Origin of the sequence: Pedobacter sp. UBA5917, from assembly GCF_002432345.1 — a bacterium.
GTDB lineage: Bacteria > Bacteroidota > Bacteroidia > Sphingobacteriales > Sphingobacteriaceae > Pedobacter.
In genome coordinates this window covers 1-11,951 of the sequence record NZ_DJDT01000212.1, presented here as the reverse complement: position 1 = coordinate 11,951, position 11,951 = coordinate 1, and the positions used below count along the sequence as shown (strand labels likewise).

Here is an 11,951-nt window from a genome sequence, read left to right as displayed (position 1 = left end):
TTCCATCATTCTAACATTCAGTCATTCTAACATTCAACAATTCACTCATTAATGACAACAAACGAAATACTGGCTCAACTCCCCTACGGCAAATCCTTTCTTTTTGTTGATGAATTATTGCAGATCGACGAAAACGGAGCAGTGGGAACATTTACCTATGACAAAGGGCTATCTTTTTACGAAAGCCATTTTAAAAACCATCCGGTTACACCTGCGGTAATCCTCACCGAAACCATGGCACAAATTGGCCTGGTTTGTTTGGGGATTTACCTCTTAAAAGATATTGATCAAGATGTTTCAATTGCCATGACATCAAACGCGATCGACTTTTTAAAACCAGTTTATCCGGGCGAAAAAGTAACGGTAACGAGTGAAAAAATCTATTTCAGGTTTAACAAATTAAGCTGCAAGGTAAAAATGGAAAATACTGCAGGCGAGGTAGTATGCAAAGGAAATATTTCGGGCATGTTAATTTCGAAAAACAATGGATAAACGTGTTGTAATTACGGGCTTGGGCGTATGTGCACCAAATGGCACTACCCTCGCTGAATTTTCGGATGCGATAAAAAAAGGAATTTCGGGTATCAGCCATCAGCCTGACCTGGAAGCTTTAAATTTTTCCTGTCAGATTGCCGGAAAACCCGAATTGAGCGAAGAACGAATCAGCCAATATTTTACCCCGCTCGAACTGCGTAATTTAAACAGCTCGGGTATTGTTTACGGTGTAATTGCAGGTTTAGATGCCTGGAAAGATGCTGGTTTAACCATTGAAAACAACGATGAACCCGATTGGGATAGCGGAACCATTTTTGGTGCTGGCACTTCTGGAATCGATAAATTCAGGTGGGCGATCAATAAAATTGATGACCTCGAAATCAGAAAACTTGGAAGCTCAGTGGTGATACAGACCATGGCAAGTGGTGTGAGTGCTTTTATCAGTGGCAAGCTCGGCCTGGGCAACCAGGTAAGCACCAATTCATCAGCATGCGCAACCGGAGCCGAAAGTATCTTATTGGCTTACGAAAGGATTAAAACCGGCCAGGCAACCAAAATGCTTGCCGGCAGCACCAGCGATAGTGGCCCGTACATTTGGGGTGGTTTTGATGCCATGAAAGTATGTACTTTTAAACATAACCACGAACCCAAAAAGGGAAGCAGGCCCATGAGCGAAACCGCAAGTGGTTTTGTACCGGGAAGCGGAGCCGGCGCATTGGTTTTAGAATCGCTGGAAAGTGCCCTCGCCAGAAAGGCAAAAATTTATGGTGAAGTATTGGGTGGAAATATCAATTCAGGCGGACAGCGGGGATTAGGAACCATGACTGCGCCAAACCCAATTGCCGTACAACGCTGTATAAAAGCTGCGCTACAAAATGCCGGAATACAAGCCGCAGAAATAGATGTGATTAACGGGCACCTTACGGCTACCACCAAAGATGCACTCGAAATAGAAAACTGGAAAGATGCATTACAACTACCTGCCGAACGTTTTCCTTACATCAATTCGTTGAAAGGAATGATCGGGCATTGTATAGCGGCTTCGGGAAGTATAGAATGTGTAGCTTCGATACTCGAACTTGCTGAAGGCTTTATTTTCCCGAATATCAACTGTGAAGATTTAAGCGCAGAAATTAAGGCACTAATTCCTGAAAAAAGCATTCCGAAAACTTTAATCCAACAACCAATTAATATATTAGCTAAAGCCAGTTTCGGATTTGGCGACATTAATGCCTGCGTTATTTTTAAAAAATATACCCATGAATAAAGAACAGATTATCGAAAATCTAAAAACCATCGTTCAGCCCTATAGCGAAGAAACCTCGGCTTTGGCCCATATCGATGAAAACACAGATTTTATCAATGATTTAAAAATAAATTCGGCCAATCTGGTTGATATTATCCTGGATATTGAGGAAAAATTCAACATTGAAATAGACAACGATTCGATGGCAAAAATGCTTAATGTAAAAGCCACGACTGAAATTATAGCTGCTAAATTAGAAGCACGTGCTGGGCAATGATATTGTAGATTTATACCTGGCCAAAACCCAGAGCAACTGGCACCGTAAAAATTATCTGGATAAGATTTTTACAACGGAAGAACAGTTACTCATTTCTGCTGCAGAAAATCCTGATGTGATGGTATGGTTACTTTGGAGCATGAAAGAATCGGCCTATAAAATCCATAACCGCAAAACTGGTATCCGTAATTTTGCACCCAAAAGTTTAAGCTGTACCATCCATCCTAACACTTATGGCGAAGTAAATATTGATGGGTATGCCTATTTCACTAAAAGCAGTTTACAAACAGCATTTGTACATACTGTCGCCGCTCCTAATTACAATCAACTGGATGAAATTAAAATTACTATTTACGAAGCACCTCATTATCTTTTCGATTACAAAAGCACCAAACCTGGTTGTGTTAGTCACCATGGCAGGTATTTGGCTTTGGTGTATTAAACGATTTAACCTAAGTTCGATAATTAATCCTCCTTTTGGGTAGTTATGACCAGCTTTTGATTAAGGTATCCGTCACCCTGAATTTATTTCAAAGTCTCTCATCCTAAAAAGATGCTGAAATAAATTCAGCATGACGAATCGATCTAGTCAAGGCATTTATAAACATTATTCTTAAAAACAATTACCGAAACTACTCAATGGCAATAATTGTTCGAAACGATTTTTTTTTGCAACACTAAAAGAAACTACGCGCTGATATTTGATGTTTATTTTTAAAATCTTTCAACTCATCACAATTTCCTGTCTGCTCTACATATTTTTCCAACCCACATTTATTTGCATCAAAATTCCATTTGCCTGTATCACTACCGGTTTGCTTATATAGGAACATTTCATCATTGGTGGAGTAAGAATTTCGGCCAATAACCTGTTTTGCACTGATCAACGCCGAATAAAGTTGATGATCCCGGTAAGCATAATCATAAAAGAAAAAATACTTTTTATTTACATATTGCTCGTAATACTGACTTTGCTTTAAAGCATTGGTTTTTTGATCCAAAATCCATATATACGATACCTCAACCTTTTCTTTTAGCGCCAGATTTCCTTTAATCTGAATAATCGTATTCACACTATCTGATTTAATGCTTTCTTCGGTAATATTCAGTTTTACAAGCTCATAGAAATGAGCCGGCAACAATCCCAAACGTAATTTAATCTGGGGGTTACTGCCATAAGTTATCCTGGGGCCAACCTTGGCATTAACCAGATTACAGCTGTAATCAACATTTAGTTTTACTTTTTTACTGCTGCCCGCCGCAATAAGCTCTTTTAAATCAGGACTGCTAACACTTAGCAAACCTTCATTTAATAAGCGAACTTTTTCATCATTCTGTACAACAGATTGCCTTAAAAATACTTCCGCATTAAACGGATCTGACTTTAATTGTGAAAAGGACGCATTCAACAAAGATTCGATGGTTTTTCTCCTGCTAAAATTGATCTGAACATCATCCAGCTGAAATATTTTTAGCGTTAAATTTACTTTTTTCTCCAGCGAATCGGTTAAAACAAGTGTTGCAACTTCGTAAAAAGGAAAGCTTATTTTCAGTGTATCGCCCAATTTAGCGTTGGCTTCAAAATAACCGGAAGCATCACTATTGCCTACATGTTTATTGGAAATTAATATGGAAGCACCGGTTAAAGGCGTTTTGCCATCAAAAACATACCCTGTAAGATAAAAGGATTGGGCGTTTATTTTCGTAATAGACAGAAAAAACAAAATCGCTAAAAAGATATTCTTAGCGTTACAAATATTGTTAAACATAAGGTTTTTGTAAAAGCAAAATAGAAAGAGCAGGATAAATAACCTGCTCTTCCGGTTTAGTTATTTCCCGTGTAGTCCATCTGAACCCAAAGTAATACCCAGATTATCTTGTACCCAGTGGTAAGCATCATCTAAAGCATTGCCAATAGGTTCAAATGCCCTGCAAAACCAGCTACCACCTTCAATCGATTTCATTTCTGTTAAAGATAATTCTTCAACTTCGTATTTTTTAAATTTTTCATAATATAACTTTAATTTCTGCATCACTTAGATTTTTATTTACAATTTACCTACTCGTTAAAGGCTTTTCGGTTTTACGCCTTTTTGTTGCAACACCTCTAAATTACTTTTGCCCACTCTACAAAAAAAAGAGTGAACAATATTTATTAAAATAATTTATCTCATTAATGAAGTTATTTGCAAAGGCATCTGCGCCGAAGTAGTTTTATTTCTTAAAATCAGCTGCCTGTGCAAACTGAAGATCAAGCGCTCCGAATTTTGAAAAAGCCTGAAGAAGATCGGCAGGTAAATGAGTGCCAAACAGCGTATAATATTCTTTCCAAAAATGAACATCATAAGCTTTTACATGATTGGATAAATCCTGACTCCCTTTATCGTCGCTAAAGTCATCAACAGGATTTATATTAGCATCTGATTTAAATTGAATACTCAAGCCACCCATTGGCTGTCTTTGAGCATTCCGGCCTGTGATAATCTCGCTGGTGAGTTCGATATGGTTTAACCGGGATTTTGCTTTTTCAACTTCATAAATTTCCTTTGTAAACCAGCGTTTTTTTAAGTCAGGTGAAAACAGATTTCTTTCCAGCGATTTCAACAGATGTCCATCACAAGTGATATAAATGATTCCTCCCCCTATTAAGAACCTGGTATTCTTGGGTATGGTAACTTTCTGATCAAAATTGAAGATAATTTTATAACAGTTTACCCCATCAATTTTGCGCTGACCAACCAGGTTAAAGTGGTATACTTTATCCAGTATGTTTCGCTTAAATAGCAAAAAAGGTTGTTGTATGGCAGCCCTGATATTTATACCGTATTTCATTTTTCCTAAACCCTGGTTTTTAACCTCAAGGTTATCCAGCGTTCGGGCATTTAAAAGATCAAGAATTATTTTTTTGTTCGGTTTACCATCAATATGGTAGTTGAATATTCCTTCTGAAAAACGTTTATAAAGACCATCTAACTTTAAATATTGCCTGCATAAAAGCGTGCCTGATATTGCTGTAGTATCCATACCATTATCCAAACAATCCTGAAGTAACTGATCGGTAAAATTTAATGCTTTTACCGAAACTTCTTCCAATAACTGGTCGCTTTCTTTTAAGGTAATTTGTTGCAGGTTTTTGCTTAACGGAACAGCAGTTGAAACATAACCTACAGAGCTGACATAAAGTGTATCGATAAGTTCGTTTTTAGCTATGCTGATGATGAATTTACCATCAGCTTCTGAAATGGCAAGGAGGTTATGATTGCCATAAATTGATGCATAAGGAATGCCTTTCCCTTTCGAATCGCTTACAGTTGCCGCAATACGTTGTTCCTGCGCTTTAACGTTGATAAAAAAGAAAAGAAAAAATATGATAATGTTATACTTTCGATCGTACATTTTACTCAATTAAATAAAGGATAAGTTAGCAGACTTATCCTTTTTCATTTTATTAATTAGTTTTGCGGAAAAATCGGTCCCGAACCACCTGGTCCTGACACTGTTCCCCCTGCAATTCCTTCAAGGATTTCTTCTCCAAGATCAGATAAAAAGGCTTTAATTTCATCCCATCTTCTTGATAACCAACTGCCACCTTCGATGGTTAACATTTCATTTTTATTAAGTTCGGTTACTGAATAATCAATTAGTTTCATAATATAGTTTATTAAGATAATATTTAAAGTTTTTAAAAAATTGTTTTTGTTAGTTAACGGGTTAATCAACCCAAACATCTTTTGACGCTACCAGTGCAGCTAAAGCAATTATACCTGCGATAATGAGGGGCCAAAAGCCTCCTTTTACATCAGTCATTTCTTTTGCATCCATTTCCTGAACACCAAAACTTTCTAATTTTAAGTTTTTCATCATTTTAATTCGTTAAAAAAACACCTACTCTTTAAGGCTTTTCGGTTTACGCCTTTTTGTTGCAACACCTCTAAATTACTTTCGTCCGCTCTACAAAAAAAGTAGTGGATAATGATGCTGAAAATAAAATCCGGCATTTACAGCCATCAGTTCCTGTGGCTTTAAAACCGTAAAATCGGCCCTGATATTTACCTCAAATGCCTGTGTATAATAATAGGTTTGCAACTGCCTGGAGTATTCAATAGGTGCGCCCATCAGCTTCAGTTCGTCTAATACCACATATAATCTTGAAGTGGATATGGATAACCTTTGTGCTAAATTTTCGGGTGTTCCGGTACGGCTTTCCCTTATCAGTTTATGTATGATCTTGATCCTATCGATGTATTCTAATAATTTCATAGTTGAGATTGCGATGATTAAATATTATTTGTGTGTAGCGTAATTATTGAGGTACCATATTTCTATTTATCAATGTTGATGAAGGGTTTACTAAATTAAGCAGACCATCATCTCCAAACTGTTGTTTCCATAAACTGGCATAATGTCCGTTCGCAACAATCATTTCGGTATGGCTTCCTTCCTCTACTACTTTTCCTTTATCAAGCACAATAATTTTATCGGCTTTTCTGATGGTTGGCAAACGGTGGGCGATGATGATAATGGTTTTCTTTTGTGCCCGTAATAAATCTATCGTACGCTGTACATATTGCTCCGAAGCCGAATCCAATGAAGAAGTAGCTTCATCCAAAATTAAAATTTCGGGATTACGATACAGGGCACGGGCAATGGCAATACGTTGTTTTTGTCCCCCAGATAGTGAAGCACCATTTTCGCCCAGGTAGGTTTGAAACCCTTCTGGCAATGCTTCAATAAAATCGATAATACCCAGCTGGGTGCAGATATTGATAATCTGCTGCATGTTGGGTTCGTAATCTCCAATTGCAATATTTTCGATTACATTACCTGCAATATCCATTTTTCAGTTCCAGATAATTTTTATCCAACTTACATTTTACCTTAAAATATGGGGTTTGGTTTAGCATAACGATATCGTCTGAAATGTCGGTTACCGTACCTGCCAATAAGCCCCACTGGTTATAGTTAAAGGCATCAACCTGGAACCTCACCGTTTGCCCCGGACTTAATTAAACCGATATCGGAAGGTTTTACGTAGCAAATGGCCAGCAAAGCACTATCGGGCGATATTTCTCCGATTTTCTGATTGGCAGAAATAAACGAGCCCAGTTGCAAACCCGATAAGCCTCTGTACCGTGCCCGAGATCCTGGCCGTTAAATGATAAAGTTTTTCCTGTTCGTTAAGCTGTATTTTCTGATTGCTTAAATCCCTTAGTTCTTTCTTATATTGGTTGGCTTCTGTTTGCCATTGTGTACGGTACTTTTTGCCAACCATTTTAAAATCGGAAAGTGCCTGGTCGTAATTAAATTTATACTGTTCGTATTCTGCTTCGGTAACTACTTTTTTGCCAAAAAGCACTTCGTATCTTTTATAAACCTTATAGGCCTGTTCGCGTACATTGATGGCGTTCTGAATCTGCTCTGCATATTGCTGCCAGCTCGCGGCATATAAGCCGTTTTGCAATGCAGGTTGCCCCGCATTGCTTAAATCAGCCTGTTTTAAGAGGAGGAGCGCATCATTTAATAAATCTCTTAGTTCGCCCGAACGGTTATCTATCATCACACTTGAAAAACGGGCCTAAAGAACTCTCAAGCGGTATAGGTATGGAAAACATCAAAAAAAGGCTCTCTAACCATTATAAAAAAGGGATAGCGTTAACGATCAACGAAACCGAAACAGATTACAGTCTTGAACTAACCATCCCTTACAATAAGGTTATGGATCATCAGGAAAAACCAAAATCTACTGATAGTTTAGATTTTTTACAGCATCTCCAACTACCAAAGATTAACCCACAACCTTACACCTCATGATTAACTGCATTATTGTTGATGACGAAGAGCATGCCATAGAAGTAATACAGCATTACCTGAAATCGGTTGCAGCCATAGAAATCACAGCAACTTTTACCAACCCTATTGATGCACTCGGTTTTTTGAGCAGCAATAAAGTAGACCTTATTTTTCTGGACATACACATGCCCGAAATATCGGGTATAGAATTTATCCAGACGATGAAAAACATGGATATGCAGGTGATCCTCACCACTGCCTATAAAGAGTTTGCCACCGAGGGTTTCGACCTTGATGTGGTGGATTACCTGGTTAAACCTATACCCCTGCCCCGCTTTTTGCAGGCCATAACCAAAGCATTAAAAATAATCAATTCCAAAAGCACCAACATCCCGCCCCACACGCCGGTTGATGATTATTTTATGGTTAAAACAGAGGCCAAGGGTAAAATGTTAAAGATCAACATCGCAGAAATTGATTTTGTTGAAGGCATGAAAAATTACATTGCTTTCCACCATAACGGCACACGTACACTGGCACTGCTCACCATGAAAGATGTGGAGGAGAGATTACCGAAAAGCCATTTTATCAGGGTACAAAAATCATTTATTGTGGCCACGAACAAAATTACCTCTATAGATGGGAACCGGATCATACTAAAGGGAATTTCGGCAGAGATACTCATTGGCGAAACCTACCGGAAAGACTTTCTGGATGTGATGAAACAGAAGCTGATATCTTGAGCATGGAGCACGGAGCATACAGCATGGAGCGAAGAGCAGAGGGCGAGCGTTTGGGGATTAGCGCCGATTAACCCCCTGAGCGTAGCCGAAGGGTAAACAATTAACCAGTTAACCTTATGAGCAATGAACTAATCCACCTTAACTCTACCTGTTAAACGATCATCCTCCGAAGATGAACCCACAAAAATTTTAAACCAGCCTGGTTCTACCACACGTTTCATATCGGCATTAAGCAGGGAAAGATCCTGTTGGCTAAGCACAAAATTGATGGTTTTGGTTTGGCCGGCTTCAAGGTGCACACGTTCGAAGCCCCGCAGGTTTTTACTGTAGGTAATTACCGAACTTACTTCATCCTGAAAATACAGTTGTGGTACTTCATCACCCGCCCTGTTCCCCGTGTTTTTAATCTTGAAGCTCACTTTGATCTTTTTTTCCTTTGCATAAGCATTTACAATGTTGAGATCGCTGTATTGAAAATCGGTATAACTTAGGCCATAACCGAAAGGATACAGAAAACCGCTTACATTGGCATCTTCTTTACTTTCTGCATCGGCCGAAGGTTTTATCGGGAAAGAAAGCGGAATCTGTCCAACTGTTTTAGGGAAAGGTACACTTAATTTACCTCCGGGGTTATATCTGCCGAAAAGTACATCTGCAATGGCTTTTCCGGTATATTCGCCTAAATACCAAGTTTCAACTATTGCCGGAATGGTTTTATGATCGAAGCTAAAAGTTACGGGTCTACCGCCGACCAATAAGAGCACCATTGGCTTTTTTAATGCAGCAATGCGTTTCAGCAAAAGTTCCTGCCTTCCGGGTAATTTAAGCGTTAATCGTGATTTTGTTTCTCCGATGGTATTTTCGTTATCTCCCAGTACCAGAAATACAGTTTCCGATTTTTTAGCGGTTTCAACAGCTTCTTCTATTGCAGCGTTCTCCTTTTCGTCCAGATCGAAATCCTGTACATCACTTTCGGGAAAATGCGGGTCGATGTGATCGCAGCCTTTGGCATAATTAATTTTGGTTCCGATGGGTAAAGCGGCTTTCAGACCATCAAACACAGTTATTACGCTCGCATGCGTTGGCCCGTATCTGGAAAGTAAACTATGGTGTTCTTTGGCATTCGGCCCAATGATGGCCACCGAACCTGTTTTTGAGCTATCGAGCGGTAAAATTTTATTATGGTTTTCTAAGAGCACAATGCCTTCCCGGGCGGCCTGCAGGGCTAGTGCTTTGGCCTTGGCGTTGTGTACAATCCGATCGGCAGCATTGGGATCTTTAACATAAGGCTGATCGAAAAGACCGATCTCAAATTTAACCCTTAAAACTTCTGCTACACGTTGGTTTACCACTGCCATTGCAATACTTCCATTTTTTATGCCCCGTCTCAATCCCCGCAGGTAATCAGCCGGATTCTTAAATTCAGTACGTACATTTAAGCCTGCATTAAGTGCCATACGTGCAGCATCGGCCGTATCTTTCGCTACATGGTGCTTGGCAAAAAGATCTTCGAGCGCATGGCTGTCGCTGGTTACATAACCTTTAAAGCCAAACTGTTTCCGCAGGATATCGGTTAAAAAATAATGGCTGCCAATAATCGGTTGTCCGTCGTAATCGTTATACGAAGCCATTACCCCTTTAGCATGTGCCTCCTGAAAAGCAACCCTGAACGGTTCGAGGTAGAGGTTCCACATTTCTCTTGGTGCCACATGTGGATCGGTACGTACACCGCCATCGCGTCCACCTACCGGAATGCTGTAAACCGCAAAATGTTTTACGGTAGAAATGATGCCATTTTCCTGTATACCCAAAATATTTTCTTTACCGAGTTGGCTAACCAAAAAAGGATCGCAGCCATAGGTTTCTTCCATACGTCCCCATCTAGGGTCGGAAGAAACATCGAGGATTGGCGAGTAAACATTGGTATATCCAAGCGCTTTAGCTTCACTTGAAGTAATACGACCAATTTGCCTAACCAACTGTTTATTAAAGCTACTACCCTGTGCCAGCTGGGCCGGAAAATAAGTAGCTTTCATATGGTTTAGTCCGCGGATTCCTTCTGTTGTAAAATCTACCGGAATGCCCAATCTTGTTTCTTCAATAAACCATCTTTGTATTTTATTGATGGCTTCTGCGTGGGCCGAATATGGAAAAGCCAGAACGGTATCTTTCCTCAATCCGGTAAGCTGTTCGTCTATATTGGCGATACCATCTTTCCATACACTGTCTTTCCAGGAGGCAGTAGGCAAACGGTCTTTTAAAAAGGCGCCATATCCATATAAGGTTACCAATTGGCAGGTCTTTTCTTCAATGGTCATCCGTTTAAGCAGGTCGGCCACTCTAGCCTCTACCGGCTGCTTTTTATCTTCGTAGATGTCTAATCTGCCGTTTTTGTTAAAATCTATCCAGGGCTGTTCACCCGAAATCTGTTTTCCTTTAAAAGCAAAGATGAGAACAATTAAGAAAAGACTGAGAAAAAACCAGGTCGTTTTTTTTAAATGCATAAAAAGCTTCAATATTTAGTTTATATAAATAAAATAATTATTTTAAAATGTATTGGTTATAGGCTTTAATTAAAGCAACAGTTAAACTATTGCAAACTCGATCCCGCCCCTATCAATGCAGCCTGTTCGCCCAATGTTGATCTTTTTATGGGAAAGCTATAGCCCATCATCTGTGCCAGGTATTTCCGTGTATCATCTAAAAAATAGGCCTCTGCCTGTACAATATTACCACCGATAACTGCTGCCAATGGCATTTTCTTACGCACAAACTTATAGATAAACTTGGCAAGGTTCATACTGAATTCGGTAAAAACGGAACGGAAATATGGCGAATCGCGGTGGTTTTCTACCAGATCTTTCACATCTTTAATTTCTACTTCTGCCAGTTCTTCAAAGCGGTTTACAAACCAGCGGGTAGAAATATAATCTTCGGCAATCCCTTTCATAAAAGGCATTTTCCATAAATCAGCATCATAGGCCTCGCCGTTTTTAACGTAGGCTGTGCCCAAACCTGTGCCCAGCGTAAGCCCGATTGCTTTATCCATTCCCTGTAAACTACCGCCGAATACCTCACCCTGTAGAAAACACACAGCATCATTACGGAAACTGATGGCTGATGGAGAAAAGTCCAGCCTTTGCGACAGTTTTTCTTTGATATTTACATTATACAATGCATCGTACTTGCCCTGATCTTTGATCATACAGATGCCGTTTTTATAATCCATTGGGCCTGGCATGGCAATAGAAATCCAAGCAGGACGCCCGGTGTGTTTGCTCATGGTACTTTCTATAATATTTGCCCATGCATCTATAATTTCTTCGGCGGGCGCGTTGGTATTTAAACCCGCCCTGCACCTGGTTTTGGCGATTTCATTTTTTTTATCAAGATCGATCAA

At 39.4% G+C, this 11,951-nt stretch carries 17 protein-coding genes; 6 read left to right on the top strand and 11 right to left on the bottom strand.

The features are described 5' to 3' along the window. The first annotated feature begins 51 nt into the window (after positions 1-51). Genes B2V92_RS14125 through B2V92_RS14110 form a run of 4 tightly spaced genes read left to right on the top strand, consistent with a single transcriptional unit; the run spans position 52 to position 2,460 of the window. On the top strand, positions 52-492 hold the full coding sequence (locus B2V92_RS14125) for a 3-hydroxyacyl-ACP dehydratase FabZ family protein (protein WP_293309211.1): 441 nt from the start codon (positions 52-54) through the stop codon (positions 490-492). Then, on the top strand, positions 485-1,762 hold the full coding sequence (locus tag B2V92_RS14120) for a beta-ketoacyl-[acyl-carrier-protein] synthase family protein (RefSeq protein ID WP_293309209.1): 1,278 nt from the start codon (positions 485-487) through the stop codon (positions 1,760-1,762). The genes B2V92_RS14125 and B2V92_RS14120 overlap by 8 nt, the downstream gene beginning before the upstream one ends. Next, positions 1,755-2,018 carry an acyl carrier protein gene (locus tag B2V92_RS14115; protein WP_293309207.1) on the top strand — a complete coding sequence of 88 codons (264 nt, stop codon included), beginning with the start codon at positions 1,755-1,757 and terminating at the stop codon, positions 2,016-2,018. The genes B2V92_RS14120 and B2V92_RS14115 overlap by 8 nt, the downstream gene beginning before the upstream one ends. Then, on the top strand, positions 2,005-2,460 hold the full coding sequence (locus tag B2V92_RS14110; protein ID WP_293309205.1) for a 4'-phosphopantetheinyl transferase family protein: 456 nt from the start codon (positions 2,005-2,007) through the stop codon (positions 2,458-2,460). Before B2V92_RS14115 ends, B2V92_RS14110 begins: the two co-directional genes overlap by 14 nt. Before the next feature lie 235 nt (positions 2,461-2,695). Here the strand turns inward: B2V92_RS14110 and B2V92_RS14105 are convergent, their stop codons facing one another. The 9 genes from B2V92_RS14105 to B2V92_RS14065 form a co-directional block, all read right to left on the bottom strand. After that, the gene (locus tag B2V92_RS14105) at positions 2,696-3,787 is read right to left on the bottom strand and encodes a hypothetical protein (RefSeq protein WP_293309203.1); all 1,092 of its coding nucleotides are present in this window, start codon (positions 3,785-3,787) and stop codon (positions 2,696-2,698) included. A gap of 60 nt (positions 3,788-3,847) precedes the next feature. After that, on the bottom strand, positions 3,848-4,051 hold the full coding sequence (locus B2V92_RS14100; protein WP_293309201.1) for a hypothetical protein: 204 nt from the start codon (positions 4,049-4,051) through the stop codon (positions 3,848-3,850). Between the two features lie 181 nt (positions 4,052-4,232). Continuing rightward, positions 4,233-5,414 (bottom strand): hypothetical protein, encoded by a 1,182-nt coding sequence (locus B2V92_RS14095; protein ID WP_293309199.1) that lies wholly within the window; start codon positions 5,412-5,414, stop codon positions 4,233-4,235. A 56-nt stretch (positions 5,415-5,470) separates the two neighbouring features. Continuing rightward, entirely contained in the window at positions 5,471-5,668 is a 198-nt protein-coding gene (locus B2V92_RS14090; RefSeq protein WP_293309197.1) for a hypothetical protein, read from the bottom strand. Positions 5,669-5,729: 61 nt separating this feature from the next. Next, the gene (locus B2V92_RS14085) at positions 5,730-5,882 is read right to left on the bottom strand and encodes a class IIb bacteriocin, lactobin A/cerein 7B family (RefSeq protein WP_293309195.1); all 153 of its coding nucleotides are present in this window, start codon (positions 5,880-5,882) and stop codon (positions 5,730-5,732) included. Positions 5,883-5,969: 87 nt separating this feature from the next. Further along, the gene (locus tag B2V92_RS14080) at positions 5,970-6,278 is read right to left on the bottom strand and encodes an HTH domain-containing protein (RefSeq protein ID WP_293309193.1); all 309 of its coding nucleotides are present in this window, start codon (positions 6,276-6,278) and stop codon (positions 5,970-5,972) included. A gap of 43 nt (positions 6,279-6,321) precedes the next feature. Continuing rightward, a complete protein-coding gene (locus B2V92_RS14075) occupies positions 6,322-6,855 on the bottom strand; it encodes an ATP-binding cassette domain-containing protein (protein ID WP_349681434.1) in 534 nt (177 codons plus the stop codon). Beyond that, positions 6,839-7,006 (bottom strand): hypothetical protein, encoded by a 168-nt coding sequence (locus B2V92_RS14070; protein ID WP_293309191.1) that lies wholly within the window; start codon positions 7,004-7,006, stop codon positions 6,839-6,841. Before B2V92_RS14070 ends, B2V92_RS14075 begins: the two co-directional genes overlap by 17 nt. A gap of 65 nt (positions 7,007-7,071) precedes the next feature. Further along, a complete protein-coding gene (locus tag B2V92_RS14065) occupies positions 7,072-7,575 on the bottom strand; it encodes a hypothetical protein (protein ID WP_293309189.1) in 504 nt (167 codons plus the stop codon). Positions 7,576-7,619: 44 nt separating this feature from the next. On the opposite strand from B2V92_RS14065, the gene B2V92_RS14060 reads away from it, so the two are divergent. Further along, entirely contained in the window at positions 7,620-7,829 is a 210-nt protein-coding gene (locus tag B2V92_RS14060) for a hypothetical protein (protein ID WP_293309187.1), read from the top strand. Further along, on the top strand, positions 7,826-8,551 hold the full coding sequence (locus B2V92_RS14055) for a LytR/AlgR family response regulator transcription factor (protein WP_293309185.1): 726 nt from the start codon (positions 7,826-7,828) through the stop codon (positions 8,549-8,551). Before B2V92_RS14060 ends, B2V92_RS14055 begins: the two co-directional genes overlap by 4 nt. A 128-nt stretch (positions 8,552-8,679) precedes the next feature. Here B2V92_RS14055 and B2V92_RS14050 read toward each other — a convergent pair whose 3' ends face one another. Continuing rightward, on the bottom strand, positions 8,680-11,055 hold the full coding sequence (locus B2V92_RS14050) for a glycoside hydrolase family 3 N-terminal domain-containing protein (RefSeq protein ID WP_293309183.1): 2,376 nt from the start codon (positions 11,053-11,055) through the stop codon (positions 8,680-8,682). 86 nt (positions 11,056-11,141) lie between these two features. Then, positions 11,142-11,951: ROK family protein (locus B2V92_RS14045; RefSeq protein ID WP_293309181.1), on the bottom strand; the 810-nt coding region annotated here is incomplete at its 5' end.

Coding starts and splice junctions, on each gene's coding strand:
- B2V92_RS14125 (WP_293309211.1), top strand. CDS start 52: ATGACAACAAACGAAATACTGGCTCAACTCCCCTACGGCAAATCCTTT.
- B2V92_RS14120 (WP_293309209.1), top strand. CDS start 485: ATGGATAAACGTGTTGTAATTACGGGCTTGGGCGTATGTGCACCAAAT.
- B2V92_RS14115 (WP_293309207.1), top strand. CDS start 1,755: ATGAATAAAGAACAGATTATCGAAAATCTAAAAACCATCGTTCAGCCC.
- B2V92_RS14105 (WP_293309203.1), bottom strand. CDS start 3,787: ATGTTTAACAATATTTGTAACGCTAAGAATATCTTTTTAGCGATTTTG.
- B2V92_RS14100 (WP_293309201.1), bottom strand. CDS start 4,051: ATGCAGAAATTAAAGTTATATTATGAAAAATTTAAAAAATACGAAGTT.
- B2V92_RS14095 (WP_293309199.1), bottom strand. CDS start 5,414: ATGTACGATCGAAAGTATAACATTATCATATTTTTTCTTTTCTTTTTT.
- B2V92_RS14090 (WP_293309197.1), bottom strand. CDS start 5,668: ATGAAACTAATTGATTATTCAGTAACCGAACTTAATAAAAATGAAATG.
- B2V92_RS14085 (WP_293309195.1), bottom strand. CDS start 5,882: ATGATGAAAAACTTAAAATTAGAAAGTTTTGGTGTTCAGGAAATGGAT.
- B2V92_RS14080 (WP_293309193.1), bottom strand. CDS start 6,278: ATGAAATTATTAGAATACATCGATAGGATCAAGATCATACATAAACTG.
- B2V92_RS14075 (WP_349681434.1), bottom strand. CDS start 6,855: ATGGATATTGCAGGTAATGTAATCGAAAATATTGCAATTGGAGATTAC.
- B2V92_RS14065 (WP_293309189.1), bottom strand. CDS start 7,575: ATGATAGATAACCGTTCGGGCGAACTAAGAGATTTATTAAATGATGCG.
- B2V92_RS14060 (WP_293309187.1), top strand. CDS start 7,620: ATGGAAAACATCAAAAAAAGGCTCTCTAACCATTATAAAAAAGGGATA.
- B2V92_RS14055 (WP_293309185.1), top strand. CDS start 7,826: ATGATTAACTGCATTATTGTTGATGACGAAGAGCATGCCATAGAAGTA.
- B2V92_RS14050 (WP_293309183.1), bottom strand. CDS start 11,055: ATGCATTTAAAAAAAACGACCTGGTTTTTTCTCAGTCTTTTCTTAATT.